The organism is Cedecea neteri, from assembly GCF_000757825.1.
Taxonomy (GTDB): domain Bacteria; phylum Pseudomonadota; class Gammaproteobacteria; order Enterobacterales; family Enterobacteriaceae; genus Cedecea; species Cedecea selenatireducens.
In genome coordinates this window covers 26,229-46,212 of sequence record NZ_CP009451.1, presented here as the reverse complement: position 1 = coordinate 46,212, position 19,984 = coordinate 26,229, and the positions used below count along the sequence as shown (strand labels likewise).

The 19,984-nt window shown below is 54.4% G+C and carries 17 protein-coding genes; 9 read left to right on the top strand and 8 right to left on the bottom strand.

Annotated features, from left to right (window positions below; genetic code table 11):
* Positions 1–9 precede the first annotated feature (9 nt).
* Together JT31_RS00205 and pdeR are read left to right on the top strand one after the other, a co-directional pair.
* Positions 10–1,944, top strand: a complete 1,935-nt coding sequence (locus JT31_RS00205; RefSeq protein WP_038471965.1) for an exoribonuclease II — start codon at positions 10–12, stop codon at positions 1,942–1,944.
* A gap of 194 nt (positions 1,945–2,138) precedes the next feature.
* A complete protein-coding gene (pdeR, locus tag JT31_RS00200) occupies positions 2,139–4,130 on the top strand; it encodes a cyclic di-GMP phosphodiesterase (RefSeq protein ID WP_038471962.1) in 1,992 nt (663 codons plus the stop codon).
* Here the strand turns inward: pdeR and JT31_RS00195 are convergent.
* On the bottom strand, positions 4,127–4,996 hold the full coding sequence (locus JT31_RS00195; RefSeq protein ID WP_038471959.1) for a crotonase/enoyl-CoA hydratase family protein: 870 nt from the start codon (positions 4,994–4,996) through the stop codon (positions 4,127–4,129). The genes pdeR and JT31_RS00195 overlap by 4 nt on opposite strands.
* 222 nt (positions 4,997–5,218) lie before the next feature.
* Here JT31_RS00195 and JT31_RS00190 point away from each other — a divergent pair, with 222 nt between their 5' ends.
* Positions 5,219–5,401, top strand: coding sequence for a hypothetical protein (locus tag JT31_RS00190; RefSeq protein WP_038471957.1), 183 nt, complete (start codon positions 5,219–5,221; stop codon positions 5,399–5,401).
* A 137-nt stretch (positions 5,402–5,538) separates the two neighbouring features.
* Here the strand turns inward: JT31_RS00190 and fsa are convergent, their stop codons facing one another.
* Positions 5,539–6,201, bottom strand: a complete 663-nt coding sequence (fsa, locus tag JT31_RS00185) for a fructose-6-phosphate aldolase (protein WP_038471954.1) — start codon at positions 6,199–6,201, stop codon at positions 5,539–5,541.
* A 137-nt stretch (positions 6,202–6,338) separates the two neighbouring features.
* Here fsa and JT31_RS00180 point away from each other — a divergent pair, with 137 nt between their 5' ends.
* From JT31_RS00180 to osmB, 4 genes are all read left to right on the top strand, one after another.
* Complete coding sequence (locus JT31_RS00180) at positions 6,339–7,238, top strand: glycyl-radical enzyme activating protein (RefSeq protein ID WP_038471951.1); 900 nt, start codon at positions 6,339–6,341, stop codon at positions 7,236–7,238.
* Between the two features lie 5 nt (positions 7,239–7,243).
* Positions 7,244–9,676 (top strand): formate C-acetyltransferase/glycerol dehydratase family glycyl radical enzyme, encoded by a 2,433-nt coding sequence (locus tag JT31_RS00175; RefSeq protein ID WP_038471948.1) that lies wholly within the window; start codon positions 7,244–7,246, stop codon positions 9,674–9,676.
* A 43-nt stretch (positions 9,677–9,719) separates the two neighbouring features.
* Positions 9,720–10,478, top strand: coding sequence for a DNA-binding transcriptional regulator YciT (locus JT31_RS00170; protein WP_038471945.1), 759 nt, complete (start codon positions 9,720–9,722; stop codon positions 10,476–10,478).
* Between the two features lie 258 nt (positions 10,479–10,736).
* The gene (gene osmB / locus JT31_RS00165) at positions 10,737–10,955 is read left to right on the top strand and encodes an osmotically-inducible lipoprotein OsmB (RefSeq protein WP_008461331.1); all 219 of its coding nucleotides are present in this window, start codon (positions 10,737–10,739) and stop codon (positions 10,953–10,955) included.
* A gap of 132 nt (positions 10,956–11,087) precedes the next feature.
* Here osmB and yciH read toward each other — a convergent pair whose 3' ends face one another.
* From yciH to pgpB, 5 genes are all read right to left on the bottom strand, one after another.
* Positions 11,088–11,414: a stress response translation initiation inhibitor YciH gene (yciH, locus tag JT31_RS00160; RefSeq protein ID WP_038471942.1), complete on the bottom strand. Its 327-nt coding sequence runs from the start codon at positions 11,412–11,414 to the stop codon at positions 11,088–11,090.
* A complete protein-coding gene (gene pyrF / locus JT31_RS00155; protein WP_052049057.1) occupies positions 11,414–12,151 on the bottom strand; it encodes an orotidine-5'-phosphate decarboxylase in 738 nt (245 codons plus the stop codon). Before pyrF ends, yciH begins: the two co-directional genes overlap by 1 nt.
* A 195-nt stretch (positions 12,152–12,346) precedes the next feature.
* Entirely contained in the window at positions 12,347–13,516 is a 1,170-nt protein-coding gene (lapB, locus tag JT31_RS00150; protein ID WP_038471935.1) for a lipopolysaccharide assembly protein LapB, read from the bottom strand.
* Between the two features lie 6 nt (positions 13,517–13,522).
* Positions 13,523–13,828: a LapA family protein gene (locus JT31_RS00145; RefSeq protein ID WP_038471931.1), complete on the bottom strand. Its 306-nt coding sequence runs from the start codon at positions 13,826–13,828 to the stop codon at positions 13,523–13,525.
* A 140-nt stretch (positions 13,829–13,968) separates the two neighbouring features.
* The gene (gene pgpB / locus JT31_RS00140) at positions 13,969–14,733 is read right to left on the bottom strand and encodes a phosphatidylglycerophosphatase B (RefSeq protein WP_038471928.1); all 765 of its coding nucleotides are present in this window, start codon (positions 14,731–14,733) and stop codon (positions 13,969–13,971) included.
* A 206-nt stretch (positions 14,734–14,939) separates the two neighbouring features.
* On the opposite strand from pgpB, the gene ribA reads away from it, so the two are divergent.
* Entirely contained in the window at positions 14,940–15,530 is a 591-nt protein-coding gene (ribA, locus tag JT31_RS00135; RefSeq protein WP_038471924.1) for a GTP cyclohydrolase II, read from the top strand.
* 81 nt (positions 15,531–15,611) lie between these two features.
* Positions 15,612–16,975 (top strand): IS3 family transposase gene (locus JT31_RS23605; RefSeq protein WP_144244011.1). Its coding sequence is split into 2 segments (ribosomal slippage): positions 15,612–16,089 and positions 16,089–16,975, totalling 1,365 coding nucleotides; the frame shifts between segments, so codons are not numbered across the junction.
* Positions 16,976–17,178: 203 nt separating this feature from the next.
* Here JT31_RS23605 and acnA read toward each other — a convergent pair.
* A complete protein-coding gene (gene acnA / locus JT31_RS00120) occupies positions 17,179–19,854 on the bottom strand; it encodes an aconitate hydratase AcnA (RefSeq protein ID WP_038471912.1) in 2,676 nt (891 codons plus the stop codon).
* Positions 19,855–19,984 lie beyond the last annotated feature (130 nt).

The window sequence follows — 19,984 nt, the reverse complement described above, 5'->3', positions numbered from 1 at the left end:
CGAAACGATATGCTTCAGGATAACCCGCTGCTCGCGCAGCTAAAACAGCAACTGCATTCCCAGACTCCACGCGCTGAAGGTGTGGTAAAAGGCACGGAAAAAGGGTTCGGCTTCCTCGAAGTCGACGCCAATAAAAGCTACTTTATTCCGCCGCCGCAGATGAAAAAAGTGATGCACGGCGACCGTATCAGCGCCGTCATTCACACCGATAAGGACCGTGAGTCTGCCGAGCCGGAGACGCTTATCGAGCCCTTCCTGACGCGTTTTGTTGGCCGCGTCCAGAAAAAAGACGATCGCCTGTCGATTGTGCCGGATCATCCGCTGTTAAGAGATGCGATTCAGTGCCGCGCCGCACGTGACGTCAGCCATGACTTCCAAAACGGTGACTGGGCGGTGGCTGAGATGCGCCGCCATCCGCTGAAAGGCGACCGCGGTTTTTACGCGGAATTAACCCAATTTATTACCTTCGGCGACGATCATCTTGCGCCGTGGTGGGTGACACTGTCACGCCATAACCTGGAACGTGAAGCGCCGGACGGCGTGGCAACCGAAATGCTTGATGATGGCCTGGTGCGTGAAGATTTAACCGCGCTGGACTTCGTCACCATCGACAGCGCCAGCACCGAAGATATGGACGATGCGCTGTACGTTGAAGAACTGGCCGACGGCAAGCTGCAGCTGACCGTCGCCATCGCCGACCCAACGGCGTGGATTGCCGAAGGCAGCAAGCTCGACGGCATCGCTAAAGTGCGTGCTTTTACCAACTATCTGCCTGGCTTCAATATCCCAATGCTGCCGCGCGAGCTGTCAGACGATCTTTGCTCGCTGCGCGCCAACGTTGTCCGCCCTGTCCTCGCCTGCCGCATGACGATTGAGCAGGACGGCGCGATTGCCAGCGACATTCATTTCTTCGCCGCCAACATCGAGTCTAAAGCCAAACTGGTTTATGACGAAGTGTCTGACTGGCTGGAAGAGAAAGGTGACTGGCAGCCGCAGAGCGAAGCAGTTGCGAATCAAATTCGCCTGCTGCAGCGCGTTTGCCTGGCTCGCGGGGAATGGCGTCATACCCACGCCCTGGTCTTCAAAGACCGCCCGGACTACCGCTTTATTCTTGGTGAAAAAGGCGAAGTGTTGGATATCGTGGCCGAGCCTCGCCGCATCGCGAACCGTATTGTTGAAGAGTCGATGATTGCGGCTAACGTCTGTGCCGCCATCGTGCTGCGTGAAAAGCTGGGCTTCGGCGTTTATAACGTTCATACCGGCTTCGATCCTGCCAGTACTGAACAGCTGGCCGCTATGCTGCAAACTCACGGCATCACCGTGGACGCGCAGGAAGTGCTGACCCTGGACGGCTTCTGCAAGCTGCGTCGCGAGCTGGACGCACAGCCAACCGGGTTCCTCGACAGCCGCATTCGCCGCTATCAGTCGTTCGCCGAAATCAGCACCGAGCCTGGCCCGCACTTCGGCCTTGGCCTTGAAGCTTACGCGACGTGGACTTCACCGATTCGTAAGTTCGGCGACATGGTTAACCATCGCCTGCTGAAAGCCATTATTAAAGGCGAAACCGCGGCTCGCCCGGCGGAAGAAACAACAATTCAGATGGCAGAACGTCGCCGCCTGAACCGCATGGCAGAACGTGACGTTGGAGACTGGCTGTACGCCCGCTATCTGAGCCCTAAAGCCGGCACCGATACACGCTTTGCGGCGGAGATTATCGACGTCAGCCGTGGCGGGATGCGCGTCCGCCTGGTTGAGAACGGGGCGGTTGCGTTTATCCCTGCGCCATTCATCCACGCGGTGCGTGATGAGCTGGTTTGCAGCCAGGAAAACGGCACCGTGCAAATCAAAGGCGAAGCCGTTTATAAAGTGACCGACGTTATCGACGTGACCATCGCGGAAGTTCGCATGGAAACCCGCAGCGTTATCGCTCGCCCTGCTGCCTGAGACTGATTTAACCCCACAAAGCCGGGCGCTCTGCCCGGCTTTTTCATATCCGCGATCTCATTGTGCCGATATATTGGACATCCTCTGCAAAAACAAGATCTTTTCCTCTTTAACGGGGCTTTAACATCGGCTTTCTGTTGCTACTATAAATAGTAGATTTAGGTGATATTTTTCCCTGAGGCTCAGGAGCAAGAATGAAAGACGATTTGGAGCAGAACCTGCTTTATCGTTATCTGGGGACTACCAGCCCATACTGGCGTTTACCGGCTGACAGTAATGCCCTACAGCTGGCGGCCAGCGAGGATTCAGACACCGGTCAGGTCGTGGCGCTGGAAGCCGCCCAGGCCGACGAGATTCGGCAGATGACGGTGATCACCTCCAGCCTGACCATGTCTCTGTCGCTATTCGGCATTGAGGTGCCGGTGCATATGGTTGGCCGCAAAGTGTCTAAACGTGAATGGGCAGGCACCGCCTCGGCCTGGCACGATACCCATTCGGTGGCACGAGACCTGGTGCAGGGCCTCTCTTTTGCCGAACAGGTCGTCTCTGAAGCCAATTCAGTGATAGTCATTCTTGATAAGCAGGGAAATATTCAGCGTTTCAACCGGCTAAGCGAAGAGTACACCGGGATGAAAGAGCATGAAGTTATCGGTCAGAACGTTTTTAAGCTGTTTATGAGCCGCAGTGAAGCCGCCGCCTCCAGGCGCAATATCAGCGGATTTTTTCGCAACGGCAGCTCCTATGAGGTTGAGCGCTGGGTAAAAACCCGCAAGGGCCAGCGGCTGTTTTTGTTCCGCAATAAGTTTGTGCACAGCGGCAGCGGCAAAAACGAAATCTATCTGATTTGCTCCGGCACCGACATCACCGAAGAGCGTCGGGCTCAGGAGCGCCTGCGGGTGTTGGCCAACACCGATACCATCACCGGCTTGCCTAACCGCAACGCAATTTATGACCTGATAACCGACGCCATAGAAAAACGTGGGGATACCCAGGTCGGCATCGTTTATCTGGATCTCGACAACTTTAAAAAAGTGAACGATGCCTACGGCCACATGTTTGGCGATCAGCTGCTGCAGGCCGTTTCGCTGGCGATTTTAAGCTGCCTTGAAGAAGGCCAGGTGCTGGCTCGCCTCGGCGGGGATGAATTTATCGTGCTGGCGACCAACACCTCGCAGGGCTCGCTCGAGGCGATGTCTTCCCGCATTTTAACTCGCCTGAAACAGCCGTTCAGGATTGGCCTGATTGAGGTCTACAGCGGCTGCTCACTGGGTATTTCCCTGGCTCCGCAGCACGGCGACGAGCGCGAAAATCTGATTCGCAATGCCGATACGGCGATGTACACCGCCAAAGAGAGCGGCCGCGGCAAGTTTTGCGTGTTCTCTCCGGAGATGAACCAGCGGGTCTTTGAGTATCTGTGGCTGGACACCAATTTACGTAAAGCGCTGGATAACGATCAGCTGGTTATTCATTACCAGCCGAAAATGACCTGGCGCGGTGAAATCCGTAGCCTGGAAGCCCTGGTGCGCTGGCAATCACCGGAACGCGGGCTGATCCCTCCCCAGGGCTTTATCTCCTACGCCGAAGAATCTGGCCTGATTGTGCCCCTTGGGCGCTGGGTGATGGTTAGCGTCGTGCAGCAGGTGGCAAAATGGCGGGATAAAGGCATTAATTTGCGCGTGGCGGTCAACGTTTCCGCCCGTCAGCTTGCCGACCAGACCATCTTTAGCGATCTTAAGCAGGCGCTGAAGGATCTGAATTTTGAATACTGCCCGATTGACGTTGAGCTGACCGAAAGCTGCCTCATCGAAAACGAGGTGCTGGCGCTGTCGGTGATTAAGCAGTTCAGCCAGCTGGGCGCGCAGGTTCACCTTGACGACTTCGGCACCGGCTATTCGTCGTTATCGCAGCTGGCCCGCTTCCCTATCGATGCCATCAAGTTGGATCAGTCTTTTGTGCGCGACGTGCATAAGCATTCAGTGTCCCAGTCGCTGGTGAGAGCCATTGTTGCCGTGGCGCAGGCGCTGAATTTGCAGGTGATCGCCGAAGGCGTGGAGAACCAAAAAGAAGACGCCTTTCTTACCAAGAACGGCGTCAACGAACGGCAGGGTTTTCTGTTTGCCAAACCAATGCCCGCAGCCGTATTCGAGCGATGGTTTAAGCGCTATCAGGCCAGAACAAAGCGCTAGCCTGCTTTACGCAAAGCCGTCGAGGTGTGGCGGTTTTGAAGCTGCACCAGTCGTTCCATATAGGCGAGATCTTTGGCCTCAAGGCAAAATGCGGCGTCCACCCAGTCTTCGGTGATATCCATCAGCTCCGAACGCGGCAGCTGCAAAACACGCTGCCGCGCGCGCAGCATCGCCTTCACGCCGTTTAGCTTAGGCTGCAGGGTATCGATGAAGGTGCGCGTGGCCAGGTATCCCTGACCCGGCTCAAACAGCTGATCCACCAGGCCATGCTGGTGGTACCATTCTGCCGTGTGTGACTCACCTTTATAAATCAGCTCTTCAGCAAGCTTCATCCCGGAACGGCGCGCCACCAGAGAATAAGCGCCCATGCCGGGAAACAGGTTGAAGGCAATTTCCGGGAAACCCAGTCTGGCATCACGCTGTGCCAGCAGGAAATGGTGTGCTAACGCCGCCTCAAATCCTCCACCAAGCGCGCTGCCCTCCACCATCGCCAGGCTGATGGCACCGGTATCAAAACCACGGGACGCAGCGTGTACGCAGTCAACGCAGGCCCGTGCGTAGGCACGCAGCGCTTCACGACGCCCGTTCCGAATCGTTTCAACAAAAAAGCCCAAATCGCCGCCGGTATTGTACATTCCGGGGACCAGCGAGCCGGTGACCCAGAAATCAACTTTAAATCCGGCCTTCTGGACGATATATCCCAGATTCATAATTTCCTCTATTAGTCCGTGATTGAAGCAGGGGCGCGGGCGGGCACGAAGCATCATCCAGACGGTACGGCGTTCTTCTTCGTAATATCCAGACAGTTGTGTGAAACGTGCAGTATCGGTGAAGAGTTTGCAGGTTGGTTGGTTGATAACTGTCATAGCCAGATCCTCATAAAATGAATGTGCGGTAATCGCAGGATCAGACTAATCCACGGCTGTTGTTTGATGAATGTGGAGCCGAGATTAATAATTAATGCTTATATGTTGTGCAATAATTTATTGAAGAATAAGGCGAGGATTTCACCGTCTGCCCTTCTCTTTAGCGGCTATTTTTTGCATTATGGACGAATGATTCACTCGCCATTACCGACAGGATTAACAATGCCAACACTGGATCCGCAGCAGCTTGCCAAACGTATTGATACCGTGCTGGATATTTTGGTCGCTAAAGATTATGCCTCCGCGATAAATAACCTTGAGATCCTCAAAGCCGAATTGCTGAGCGTAAATAACGACGGGAATAAAAGCGACGGCGAGCAAAAAAAATCGCCCTGGGAAATCTAACGCGTTAAGAAATAAAAGCAGCCCGTCACAAAGGCTGCTTTTCACTTTCATACATCAGCGCCGAATCCGCTCCAGCGTTTTGCCATCTGACGAACGCCAACTGCGTAAAAGCCAGCGCAGGACGGTGGCTTTTCAGACTACAGCGTTAGCGATCCAAACGCGCCCTGCCAGTCCTTTTCAAACCCGCCAATCGCCGCCGTTACCGCCGGGGTGACCAGGATTTGTTCGACCACATCAAGAGGCAGCGTAATAGCTTCACAGCCGGCCAGAAGGCATGACATCGCCTGGTGCGGCGTGCGGAAGCTGGCCGCCAGCACCTTCGAGTCGGGCGCATGCAGCGTTAAAAGCTGCTGCAAATCCTGCACCATCTGAATGCCGTCTCCGCCCTGCGCATCCAGACGGTTCACATACGGCGCAACATATTCAGCTCCCGCCAGCGCGGCCAGCAGCCCCTGCGCCGCGCCATAAACTGCCGTACCCAGCGTTGGAATACCCAGTAACTTCAGCTGCTTAAGCGCCACAAGACCTTCCGGCGTGGTCGGCACCTTCACCACCAGCCCCGGCACCCGCGTCGTTAACAGCTGCGCCTCTTTCACCATTTCATCAGCCTGGCTGGCAATTACCTGCGCGAACAGTTTGCCTTCGCCGCCCAGCGCATCCTGTAAGGCAGGAAGGACTTCCCACAGGGAAATCCCGGCTTTGGCAACGATGGAAGGGTTGGTGGTTACGCCCTGCAGCGGCAGAACCCGGGCCAGACGCTTAACGGCGGCAACATCAGCGGTATCTAAATACAGTTCCATTACGCTCTCCAGAATTAGAGTCATCTCTCACTGCCGGCATCATAACCTGACTGTCGATTGTTTAGCTGATCAATATCAATATAACTTTCATTCGAAAGTAATTTAATTTACGAAAGAAAGCAAAAAGAGAAGACCTCATGCTGTTCAATATTCAGCGTTACTCCACCCACGATGGCCCGGGGATCCGCACGGTTGTCTTCCTGAAAGGATGCTCTCTGGGCTGCCGCTGGTGTCAGAATCCTGAAAGTCGCGCCCGGGAATGCGACGTCCTGCTGGACCGCCGCTTATGCCTTTCCGGCTGCGATCTTTGCCAGCAGGCCGCACCAGATGCCGTTTCTCGTGTTGGAGATGAGTTGATCATCGCTCGCGGCAGGCTTAACGAAGGCACGGTAAACGCGCTCCGGGACTGCTGCCCAACGCAGGCTTTAACCGTCTGTGGAGAAGAAAAAACGGCGGAGGCCATCATGGCTACCGTGCTGCGCGACAAGCCTTTTTACGCCCGAAGCGGCGGCGGTATTACGCTGTCCGGCGGTGAACCTTTTATGCAGCCCGCGCTGGCAAAAAATTTGTTGAAGCTCAGCAAAGCTGCCGGCCTGAATACCGCCGTGGAGTCCTGCCTGCACGTACCGTGGAAATACATTGAGCCTTCGCTGCCCTTTTTGGATCTGCTGCTGGCCGACCTCAAACACGTAGACAAAGCACGCTTTCAGCAATGGACCGACGGCAATGCTGAACGCGTAATGGATAATTTCCGCAGGCTCGCGGCTCGCAATGTAGAAATGACCATACGCGTACCGCTGATTCCCGACTTTAATGCTGATGAAGGCTCTATTCGCGCCATCAGCGATTTTGCCGCCGACGAGATTGGCGCGAAGTCCATCCATTTTCTGCCCTATCACACCTTAGGAATCAATAAATACCATCTGCTGGGTCAGCCCTATCTGGCCGCCAGCAAACCGCTCGATGCGCCCGAACTTCTTCAATTTGCCGAACAGTACGCCAGCCAAAAAGGCATGACCGCCTGGATTAGAGGATAATCATCATGACCGAACTGAACCTGAATTTGCTCAGCCCACGCATCAAGGCGCATAAAGAAGCGCTGATCCATATCGTTAAACCGCCGGTTTGCACCGAACGAGCGAGCCATTACACCACCGTTTATCAGCAACATCAGGACAAGCCGCTGCCGGTTCGGCGCGCGATGGCGCTGGCTCATCACCTGGCCGAGCGAACTATCTGGATCAAGCACGACGAGCTTATCGTCGGGAACCAGGCAAGCCACGTGCGAGGTGCGCCCTTCTTCCCGGAATATACCGTTGGCTGGATTGAGAGCGAAATAGACGAGCTTGGCGATCGTCCCGGGGCCGGATTCTCTATTTCCGCAGCGGATAAAGCCGTGATGCATGAAATTTGCCCGTGGTGGCGCGGCCAGACGGTACAGGATCGCTGCTACGGGATGTTTACCGACGAACAAAAAGCGCTGCTGGCCACCGGGATCGTTAAAGCCGAAGGCAACATGACTTCAGGCGATGCTCATCTGGCGGTTAACTTCCCGCTGCTGCTGGAGCTTGGTATCAGTGGCCTGCGCGAGAAAGTCGCGGAGCGGCGTGGGCGACTGCAGCTGACCGACTGGGACGATCTGCATAAAGAGCAGTTCCTCAAGGCTATCGACATGACCTTTGTCGCCCTGGGCGACCATATCCTGCGCTACGCAGAGCTGGCGAAGAAAATGGCCGCAGACGAAACACGTGAGGCACGCAGAGATGAGCTGCTGGCGATTGCGGATAACTGCGAGCATATCGCCAGCAATCCGCCGGTCACCTTCTGGCAGGCCCTGCAGCTGAGCTACTTCATTCAGCTGGTGCTGCAGATTGAGTCCAACGGCCACTCCGTTTCATTCGGGCGTTTGGATCAGTACCTTTATCCATGGTATCGCCGGGACGTTGAACTGCAGCAAACAACCAGTCGGGAACAGGCGATTGAGCTGCTGCAAAGCTGTTGGTTGAAGCTGCTTGAGGTGAATAAAATTCGCTCCGGCTCGCACTCAAAAGCCTCCGCTGGCAGCCCGCTTTACCAGAACGTCACCATCGGTGGACAGACGCTTATCCACGGCGTAGCGGTGGATGCCGTCAACCCGCTCTCCTACGCGATTCTTGAGTCCTGTGGCCGCCTGCGTTCCACACAGCCTAACCTCAGCGTTCGCTACCATGCAGGCATGAGCAACGACTTCCTCGATGCGTGCGTGCAGGTTATTCGCTGCGGGTTCGGGATGCCGGCGTTTAATAACGATGAGATTGTCATCGACGAATTCATAAAGATCGGCGTCAGCCGGGAAGATGCCTATGACTACGCGGCTATCGGCTGTATTGAAACGGCAGTCGGCGGGAAATGGGGCTACCGCTGTACCGGCATGAGCTTCATTAACTTTGCCCGCGTAATGCTGGCCAGCCTTGAACATGGCCGCGATGCCACCAGCGGTAAGGTGTTTCTTCCTCAGCAAAAGGCGCTGTCCGAAGGCAACTTCACCTCGTTTGACGAAGTGCTGGCTGCCTGGGATCGGCAAATTCGCTACTACACGCAAAAATCCATCGAAATCGAGTGCGTTGTCGACACGGTTTTGGAAGAAAACGCGCATGACATTCTGTGTTCCGCGCTGGTGGATGATTGCATTGAACGTGGCAAAAGCATTAAGCAAGGTGGCGCCAGATATGACTGGGTTTCAGGGCTTCAGGTTGGGATTGCTAACCTCGGAAACAGCCTTTCAGCGGTGCGGAAACTGGTCTTCGAACAGGGAATTATTGGCCAACAACAGCTGGCGGATGCCCTCGCCAACGACTTTGCCGGGCTGAGCGGCGAGCAGCTCCGGCAGCGGTTAATCAACGGCGCGCCGAAGTACGGTAATGACGATGACGAAGTGGATATGCTGCTGGCTCGTGCTTACCAAACTTATATCGACGAGCTGAAGCAGTACCACAACACGCGCTTTGGCCGGGGCCCGATTGGCGGGACCTACTACGCGGGAACATCCTCTATCTCCGCTAACGTGCCGTTTGGTGCCGCAACGATGGCGACACCTGACGGGCGCAAGGCCAACACGCCGCTGGCAGAAGGAGCAAGCCCGGCGTCAGGCACCGACCACCTTGGCCCGACGGCGGTTATCAGCTCCGTGGGCAAACTGCCAACCAATAAAATCCTCGGCGGCGTTTTACTCAATCAAAAGTTAAACCCTTCAACGCTGGATAACCCGCGCGACCGGGAAAAATTAATGTTTATGCTGCGCACCTTCTTTGAAGCACACAAGGGCTGGCACGTTCAATACAACATTGTTTCCCGCGAAACGCTGCTTGAGGCAAAACAAAACCCTGATAAATACCGTGATTTAGTGGTCAGGGTAGCAGGATACTCGGCCTTCTTTACTGCCTTATCTCCTGACGCTCAGGATGATATTATAGCCCGCACGGAACATACTCTTTGACGAGAAGGCGGCGGTTAATCCCGCCGCCTGACTACTGGCTGACATGAACTCAAGACAACAAATTATTCTGCAGATGGTTATCGATCAGGGCCGGGTTAGCGTCGCCTCTCTGGCGAAAACAACCGGCGTTTCAGAAGTCACCATTCGCCAGGATTTAAACCTGCTGGAAAAAAATAATTACCTGCGTCGCACCCATGGTTTTGCCGTCCCGCTGGATAGCGACGACGTTGAAACCCGTATGATGAACAATTACACCCTCAAACTTCAGCTTGCGCAGTATGCCGCTTCGCTGGTGAACGACGGTGAAACCGTGTTTATCGAAAACGGCAGCAGCAACGCTCTTCTCGCCCGTACTCTGGCAGAGCAGAAAAAGGTCACGCTGATCACCGTCAGCAGCTACATCGCCCACTTGCTGAAAGACACCGACTGCGAAGTGATTCTGGTCGGCGGTATCTATCAGAAGAAAAGCGAAAGTATGGTCGGCCCGCTCACCCGCCAGTTCATCCAGCAGCTGCATTTCAGTAAAGCCTTTATCGGCATCGACGGTTTCTTGCCTGAAACCGGCTTTACCGGGCGCGATATGCTACGTACAGATGTGGTGAATTCGGTGCTGGAGAAAGGCAGCGAGGCTATCGTGCTGACGGACAGCAGCAAGTTTGGCAACATGCACCCTTATACGCTAGGCCCAATTGCACGCTTCAACCGGGTGATTACCGACGCGGCGATTAGCGAGGAAACCCTGGCGCAGCTTAAAGCGGCCAATCTTCAGGTCGATATCGTCGATCCTTACGCCGCCGTTTAAAGCCTTTTGCCCGTGTCGGACACGGGCTTTTCCTCTCTCAGAATATTCCCACGCTGCAATTAAGAGTTTTTACCTGTGTTAATCATGTGGGAAAATTAGAATAGAATTTAGCGATATAACATGGAGTAATAAACGCACCTGCTGTTTTTCGAGCTTATATCGCGACATCGTTTCACGACCCGCCCGGTAAAGTGGTGAATTGTTACTATACTTAACTGAGACTGGCTTCCGTGAATCAATTATTCTGGAGAAAGTATGATGACCTTAAATAACAAAAAAGTGGCCGCTGCAATGCTGGCTATTACCCTCGCAATGTCCTTAAGTGCATGTTCTAACTGGTCTAAGCGTGACCGCAACACGGCAATCGGCGCAGGTGCCGGTGCGCTGGGCGGCGCAGTGCTGACCGACGGCAGCACGCTGGGGACACTTGGCGGTGCGGCGGTAGGCGGTATTATCGGTCACCAGGTGGGTAAATAAGGCAGGACGCCAGCAAAAGCTAACCCGCTTTGACGAATTCATTACGTGTTAATTTTTCAGGTCTGACTAACAGCAGTTAAAATAAAAGGCCACGGCATTTACCGTGGCCCATTAATTAATATTTTAAACGGTTTAACCGCCGGCGAGTTTAACCTTCATGCCCTTCGCTTCCAGCAGTGACTTTATCAAATCACGCTTGTCGCCCTGGATTTCGATTACGCCGTCTTTTACCGCTCCGCCGCAGCCGCACTTCTTCTTAAGCTCGGCCGCTATGCCCGCGAGTGTCGCATCATCGGCATCAATGCCGGTAATCAGACAGACCCCTTTCCCCTTACGTCCGCTCGTTTGCTTCTGGATGCGAACGATACCGTCACCCTTTGGGCGCTGTACTTCGGTTTTAGGCTCATCAATACGGCCGGTTTCGGTGGAGTACACCAGGCGGCTATTAGTGTCTTTCATTACGCCTCCTGCACCAGCGACGCACGGATTTCACGCAGCGTTTGCGCCGGATCGGACGATTGGGTGATCGGGCGTCCAATTACCATAAAGTCTACTCCGGACTGCTGAGCCTGCTGCGGCGTCATAATACGGCGCTGATCGCCGGCATCACTGCCGACAGGACGGATCCCCGGCGTGACCAGCTTAAACTCGTGACCTAATGCAGCCTTGAAGCGAACGGCTTCCTGCGCGGAACACACTACCCCATCCAGACCGCACTCTTTTGTCAGGGTAGCCAGGCGCTGAGCATAATCCGCCGGGCTGGCATTAATGCCTAAATCAGCCAGATCGCTGGCTTCCATGCTGGTGAGAACGGTAACGGCAATCAGCAATGGCGCATCTTTCCCGAAAGGCGCCAGCGCTTCTTTTGCAGCACGCATCATACGTGCCCCACCTGTTGCATGAACGTTTACCATCCAGACACCCATTTCTGCCGCAGCGGCAACCGCACGCGCGGTGGTGTTAGGGATATCGTGGAATTTCAAATCCAGGAAAACGTCAAAACCACGCTGATGCAAATCCCCCACCAGCTGCGGGCCAAACAGAGTGAACATCTCTTTGCCCACCTTCAGGCGGCAATCGCGGGGATCGATACGGTCAACGAAGGCCAGCGCGCTATCGCGGTTATCGTAATCAAGGGCAACGACAATCGGTGATTCAGTGGCAACACGGGAGGAGGATGACGCAGTTGAGTTCATGGCAAAACCTTCTGACTGTTGGGCACCGGCGCGGCGCAAAAAGTTAAACGGCAGCATTCTACTCGTCAGACCGACAAATTCACAGCCGCGATTGCGCCCTGCTAAGCGATAATTGCACCGGGTTGAAGTATAGAAATGAATTAACGCGTTTAGTATGTTGTAACTAAAGTACGCTTTTTTAAAAAGTGCCGCAGGCTATTGCCCGTCCAGCCCGCGGATAGGTTTCACCGTTGACCACGCGCGGCACGACGGACAATGCCAGTACATGGTGTAGGCGGTGAAGCCGCATTTCTGGCAGCGGTAACGTGGTTTGGTACGAATTTGTTCACCAACCATGTCCCGCAGGACCATCAGGCTCTCTTTCGCACGCCCTTCTTCCGCTTCATGCAGGTGGTAGTCCATCAGGCGATGGAACACGCGCATCGTCGGGTGGCGCTGAAGCTGACGGTTGATATACAGCTGGGCCGTTTCGGCGCCCTCTCGCTGTTCGAGAATGCTTGCCAGCATGAGTTCGGCCACTGCCCCGCTGTTCTCTTCCACACAGCGCCGGAGGAAAGCTTCCCACTCATCAGGTTTACCCAGCTGTTGATAGCAGACCTGGAGCATCTCCAGCGTTTCGCTCACCAGTTCGCTGTCCTGCTCAATCACGCGCTTCAACGAGTCTACCGCTTTGGCATACTCGCCCTTTTCCATAAAAATGCGCCCCATCATGATGGAAACACGGGCACAGTTTTTGTCTGCTGCGGCACCTTTTTTCAGCAACGACATCGCTTTGTCAGACTCGTCATTGCCGATATTTTGCAGCGCAAGTTCGCAGTAGAAGTGAGCGATTTCCACACGCTGCTTATCTTTACCGAGCTTGACCAGCCTTTCAGCAACGTCAATAGCCTTCTGCCAGTCACTGGTCGCCTGGTGAATTTGCAGCAGCTGCTGCAGCGCGCTAACCCGGAAGTCGGTCTCGTCGATAAGCTGGCTGAACATGTCTTCCGCGCGATCATAAAGCCCGGCGGCCATGTAGTCTTTGCCAAGCTGCTGAACGGCAAGCAGGCGCTGGTCATAGTTCAGCGACGCGCTTTCCATCAAGGACTGGTGGATACGAATGGCGCGATCAACTTCGCCACGCTGGCGGAAGAGGTTGCCTAGAGTAAGGTGGGCTTCGACGGTGCCGGTGTCCTCTTTGAGCATATCGAGGAACAGATCGACCGCTTTGTCCTGCTGGTTGGCCAGCAGGAAGTTCACCCCTGCCACGTAGTCGCGAGAAAGGCGGCTGGCTTCCTGCTGTTTGTCTTGTAACGCACTTCTGCGCCCCATGTACCAGCCATAAGCGGCCGCAACGGGTAACAGCAGAAACAGCAGTTCCAACATAGAGGATTATTCCTTCACAGCCGGCACAACGGGTGCCGAAACATCAGCGGCGGGAGTTACCTGCTGCTCAAGACGTTTAATTTTGCGCTCGGCACGGGCCAGCGAAACGCGGACTCGCAGCCAGAACAGACCGCAGATCAGCCATCCAATGATAAACCCTGCGGCAAACAGTATGGCCAGCAGAGTTGAAACACGATACTCGCCCTGCGCCAGCAGGTAGTTAAAGTTCACCACCTGATCGTTTTGCGCGCCCAGCGTGACGGACACCACGAAGATGGCAAGTACCAGTAAGAAAATGAATAAATATTTCACATTACATCCCGTTATGTGGTCACAGAGGACTCAGCCAGGCCAAAAATGAATCCCGGAGGTATAAACTACCATTTCAGGCGAAACCGGGGAATCCAAAAACCACCGCCAATTCATAAGAAATGGGGGTTAAAACACTATTCTCAAGTTTTTTCGCTTCGTTCGGCTATTTCCTGGTCTTCTTCAGCCGGAGGTGTAAGCGGTCCACACCAGCGCTGAGCAAGCCAGGTAGCCAGAGTCACTAACAGCGCGGAGATAACCGTGGCTACGGCTAAGTCACGCGGCCAGTGCATGCCCAGCAGTAAACGGCTGCCCATGACGCCGGTTGCCCATAGCAGCAAAACGGCCAACGTAACTTTCCGCCTGCGTGGCCAAAGCAATCCTACGCCCAAAAGCGCCCAGCTTGCCGCGAACATCGTATGGCCTGAAGGAAAAGCAAAGCCGGTTTCAAACTGCCAGTGTTGGCGTAACCAGCCGGGAATTTCTTGCTGCCCTTCTAGCTGCGCTTTGACTAACTCCGCACGCTGCGTACGCTTTAAATTGTAGAACTCGTCAGTGGGGATATGGTGAGTTTTTTCGAGCCATACGACAAACGGCCGGGGTTCCTGCACTTTATTCTTAATAACGGACTTAATGCCCTGACCTATAAGGATAGCTGCCGCAAGGATAGCAAATAACATCAGCGCAGGCTTCAGGCGGTAACGCAGGCACCACAGAAACCAGGCGAAAAGAACAACATGGGTAATGACTCCCCAGGGTTGAGTCACGGTTTCAGTGACCCAATAAAGCATTTTTAACACGCTTTCATTGCCACCCGGTGCCCATTGCCAGCCGCTGAACCAGACGCTTAACGGCATGATTAAAAGAAGAATTGTGCCCGCTGTGATGCGTTTTGCTATTGCCTGCATGAAGACCTCATGGTAGTGAAAGCCCTTAAAGAATAACCGAAAAACGTTAGAGATGGCTAAACCGCGTGGGAGTAATTGGCAAAAATGGCTTTTTCACCCGCCAATGAAGCGAAGTACCTCGCGTTATGGCAAAATATCCGGCATTAACGTACAGGCCAGAGTTCTGGCAGACACCTCGGTGTCGAAATAAGTACCTGGAGAATCACATGCAGCTTAAACGTGTGGCAGAAGCCAAACTGCCAACCCCATGGGGCGATTTCCTGATGGTGGGTTTTGAAGAAGTGGCAACGGGGCAGGATCATGTTGCTCTGGTTTACGGTGATATCAGCGGAGAAGATCCTGTTCTGGCGCGCGTTCACTCCGAGTGCTTAACCGGTGACGCCCTGTTCAGCCTGCGCTGCGACTGCGGCTTCCAGCTTGAAGCAGCGCTGACTCAGATTGCCGAACAGGGCCGTGGCGTTCTGCTTTACCATCGTCAGGAAGGCCGTAATATTGGTCTGCTGAATAAAATCCGCGCCTATGCGCTGCAGGATAAAGGCTACGACACGGTAGAAGCTAACCATCAGCTCGGTTTTGCCGCCGATGAGCGTGACTTTACGCTGTGCGCCGATATGTTCAAACTGCTGGGCGTTGATGCCGTGCGTTTGCTGACCAACAACCCGAAAAAAGTCGAGATCCTGACCGAAGCCGGGATCAACATCGTTGAGCGAGTGCCGCTAATCGTCGGCCGTAATCCGAAGAACGCGCACTACCTGGACACCAAAGCGGCCAAAATGGGCCATCTGCTGTCAGAGTAATCGAGTTCCTGTTACAGAAAAGCCCCTTTTTGGACTGCACCCCAAAAGTTGGACACCCAACTGAGTAAGGTGCAGTTTTTTATGGCAAAGCCAAAATATTCCCTCGAAACCAGATTAGCTGTAGTCAAACACTACCTTGCCGGAAAAGATGGAACACATCGTACCGCTGAACGTTTTGGTGTTGAAAGAACATCAGTGCGACGCTGGGTAAGAGCCTGGCAACTCCACGGTATTGATGGCATTACCTGGAAAAATGACCGCCATTCTCCGGCGTTCCGGATTGCTGTCGTACGCACGGTTCTCGCTGAAGAACTTTCGATGCGCGAAGCTGCCGCACGGTTTAATATCTCCACTGAAACCGTTGTCCGGCACTGGGTGAATGTCTACAAAGACGCAGGTGAAAAAGGACTTCTGAGCATAAAACCTGGCCGGAGCAAGGACATGACAAAACCCAAAAAAACACCTCCACTTACCGATGCTGCGCTGGATAAGTTATCTCCCGAAGAGTTGCGGGCTGAACTTCGTTACCTGCGAGCAGAGAATGCCTATCTAAAAAAGCTGAAGGCCTTAGTTCAAAGCGAGAAAAACGGCGGAAAGCCGCAATAATCAACGAACTAAGGCTGGAGTATGCGCTCAGTGATCTTCTTCGTGCAGCGGGCATGTCCCGCAGTACGTGGTATCACAATATCAATGCGCTGAAGCGAGCAGACAGGCATGCCGGGCTGAAAGCCAAAATCAGAGAGATTTATCACTATCACAAAGGGCGTTATGGCTACCGCAGGATCACGCTCTCGCTGAGAAGGCAGGGTCTGCTGGTGAACCATAAAACTGTACAGCGGCTGATGGCAGAACTGTCGCTCCGCTCTCTGATAAGGGTGAAGAAATATCGTGCCTGGAAAGGGGAAGTGGGCAAGGCTGCACCCAATATCCTGGGCCGGAACTTCGGGGCATCGAAAGCCAACGAAAAATGGGTCACGGATGTCACCGAGTTCTCAGTACAGGGTAAAAAGCTGTATCTGTCGCCGGTTCTCGATCTGTTTAACCGGGAGATTATCTCCTACAGCCTGTCGGAAAGGCCGGTGATGGAGATGGTTAATAGCATGCTGCGCGATGCGTTCCTGAAGCTCAGCCCGGAAGATAGCCCCTTGCTGCACACGGATCAGGGCTGGCAATATCGAATGGCAGGCTATCAGGCAAGGTTAAAGGCACAGGGCATGACACAAAGTATGTCGCGCAAAGGAAACTGTCTGGATAATGCGGTGATGGAGAACTTCTTCGGCACACTGAAATCGGAGTGTTTTTACCTGAACAGGTTCAGCGATCTGAATGAACTGAGGAAGGCGATAGAGGACTATATCCATTACTATAACAACGAGCGGATCAGTCTGAAATTAAAAGGCCTGAGTCCGGTAGAATACCGAACCCAGACCCCGATAGCCGCTTAACATGAACTGTCCAACTTTATGGGGTCAGTCCATTTCAGGGGCTTTAGATTGATGACAAACAGCCGAAAAACGTGGTTTTCGACTGTTTGGGGCAAACCAGAGAACATTACTCATTGTTTTTAGTAGACCTGGGTTCGGACTTTTTTAGAACAATGAACTTTGTCAGCCGTCTCAAAGCCCCTTTTCAGGGGCTTTTTCGTTTCTTACTTCAGCATATTCCTGATCACATAATGCAGGATGCCATCGTTACGGAAATAGGTAAGCTCATTGCCGGTATCAATACGGCAGCGGCAATCAACCACCTGCTTACGCCCGTCGGCGAAGGTCAGCGTAACCGGGACATCTGTACCCGGCTGGAGCTGATTAAGCCCGCTGATGTCCAGCTTCTCTTCGCCCGTTAAGCCAAGCGTTTTACGCGTGACGCCCTGCGGGAATTCCAGCGGCAAAATGCCCATGCCGATAAGGTTAGAGCGGTGAATTCGCTCGAACGATTCGGCAATCACCACCCGAACGCCTAACAGCCGGGGACCTTTGGCAGCCCAGTCACGGCTTGAGCCGGAGCCATATTCTTTCCCGGCAATCACCGCCAGCGGCGTGCCCTGCTCTTTGTAACGCATCGCTGCGTCGTAAATTGAAAGCACTTCTTCGCCCGGCAATAGCCGCGTCATGCCTCCTTCCACGCCCGGCACCATTTCGTTGCGAATACGAATGTTGGCAAACGTCCCGCGCATCATCACTTCGTGGTTACCGCGCCGCGAGCCGTAGGAGTTAAAATCCCCGCGCTCAACGCCATGCCCTTGCAGATAACGCCCTGCCGGGCTGTCAGGTTTAATACTCCCAGCCGGGGAAATGTGGTCGGTGGTTACCGAGTCCCCGAGCATCGCCAGTACCTTAGCACCGTGGATATCTTCCACAGGTTTAGGCTCTATGCCCATATCATCAAAGAACGGCGACAGCCGGATATAGGTCGAGTCATCTTGCCAGCCGTAGGTAGCCGAGCGTTCCACCTTAATATTGCGCCACTCCTCAGTGCCTTCGAACACCTCCGCGTACTCTTTGCGGAACATATCGGTGGTCACCTGCGCCACGGCGGCAGCAATCTCCTGGCTGCTCGGCCAGATATCTTTCAGGTAAACCGGGTCACCTTTTTTATCGTGCCCCAGCGGCTCTTTGGTCAGGTCGATGTTCATGTTCCCGGCCAGCGCATAGGCCACAACAAGCGGCGGCGATGCCAGCCAGTTAGTTTTGACCAGCGGGTGAATACGACCTTCGAAGTTACGGTTCCCTGAAAGCACCGCGCCCACGGTGAGATCGCCTTTTTTAATCGCCTGTTCGATAGGATCCGGCAGCGGGCCCGAGTTACCGATACAGGTAGTACAGCCGTAGCCCACCAGGTTAAAGCCAAGCTCATCGAGGTAAGGCGTTAACTTCGCCTTTGCCAGGTAGTCAGACACAACTTTAGAGCCCGGCGCAAGCGACGCTTTCACCCAAGGCTGTGGCTTCAGCCCCAGGCTGACGGCCTTTTTAGCCAGCAACCCGGCCGCCATCAGCACGCTAGGGTTTGAGGTGTTGGTACAGGAGGTAATGGCCGCTATCACGACTGCGCCATCCGGCAGCTGGTGCTCACGGCCAGCAAGCGTATAGCTAACCGGGTTGCGGTCTTTGTGTGAAGCGTTGACTTCAAGCTCGTTGCTGGCGGCAAATGCTTGCGGTACGCCGCCGAGCGGGACGCGGTCCTGTGGACGTTTTGGCCCGGCCAGGCTGGCCTCAACGTCGTTCATGTTTAACGCCAGCGTGCTGGTAAACACGGGTTCATCCCCCGTATTACGCCACATGCCCTGCGCCTTAGCGTAGGCTTCTACCAGGGCAACCTGCTCTTCGCTGCGCCCGCTGAGACGCATATAGTCGAGAGTTACGCCATCAATCGGGAAGAAGCCGCAGGTGGCGCCGTATTCAGGTGACATATTGGCGATAGTCGCACGGTCGGCAAGCGGCAGCGAATCAAGGCCATCGCCATAAAATTCAACAAATTTACCCACTACACCGTGCTTGCGCAGCATCTGGGTGACGGTCAGCACCAGGTCAGTGGCGGTGATCCCTTCCCGTAATTTGCCGTCGAGCTTAAAGCCGACGACATCCGGGATCAGCATGGAAACGGGCTGGCCAAGCATTGCGGCCTCGGCTTCAATACCGCCTACGCCCCAGCCAAGTACACCCAGACCGTTAATCATCGTCGTGTGGGAGTCGGTGCCCACCAGCGTGTCAGGATAAGCGATAAACTCACCGTTCTGCTCTTCGCTCCAGACTGCTTTACCCAGATACTCAAGGTTGACCTGGTGGCAAATACCGGTGCCCGGCGGGACGACGCTGAAGCGGCTAAAGGCCTGCTGCCCCCAGCGTAAAAAGACATAGCGCTCGTGGTTACGTTCCATTTCCAGGCGAACGTTTTCTTCGAAGGCGTCTTTATCGCCAAAATGGTCGACCGTCACGGAGTGGTCAATTACGAGGTCAACCGGGGAGAGTGGATTCACTTTTGCCACATCTCCGCCAAGGCGTTTCACGGCTTCACGCATCGCGGCGAGGTCAACGACTGCGGGAACGCCGGTGAAATCCTGCATCAGTACACGGGCAGGACGATAGGCAATTTCGCGGTCGGCGTGGGCCTGTTTTAGCCAGTCGGCCAGCGCCTGAATATCTTCCCGGGTGACGGAGTCTTCATCCTGCCAGCGCAGCAGGTTTTCCAGTAAAACTTTTAGCGACTTAGGTAAACGGCTGATATCCCCAAGCTCTTTTGCGGCCAGCGGCAGGCTGTAGTAGTGCCAGGTTTTGTTTAGCGCTTGTAAAGTGTCCTTACTGGCTTCGCGTAGGGTTAACGACATAGCTCCTCCTTTATGACAGGGATAGCGAGTGCCCTGATTATCAGCAGGGTCACTATTAAAGATAACACAAACCTGCCGTAACGATTTGATAACAACCCAAATTGATAAATGACGCGAAGGGAATAAGCCG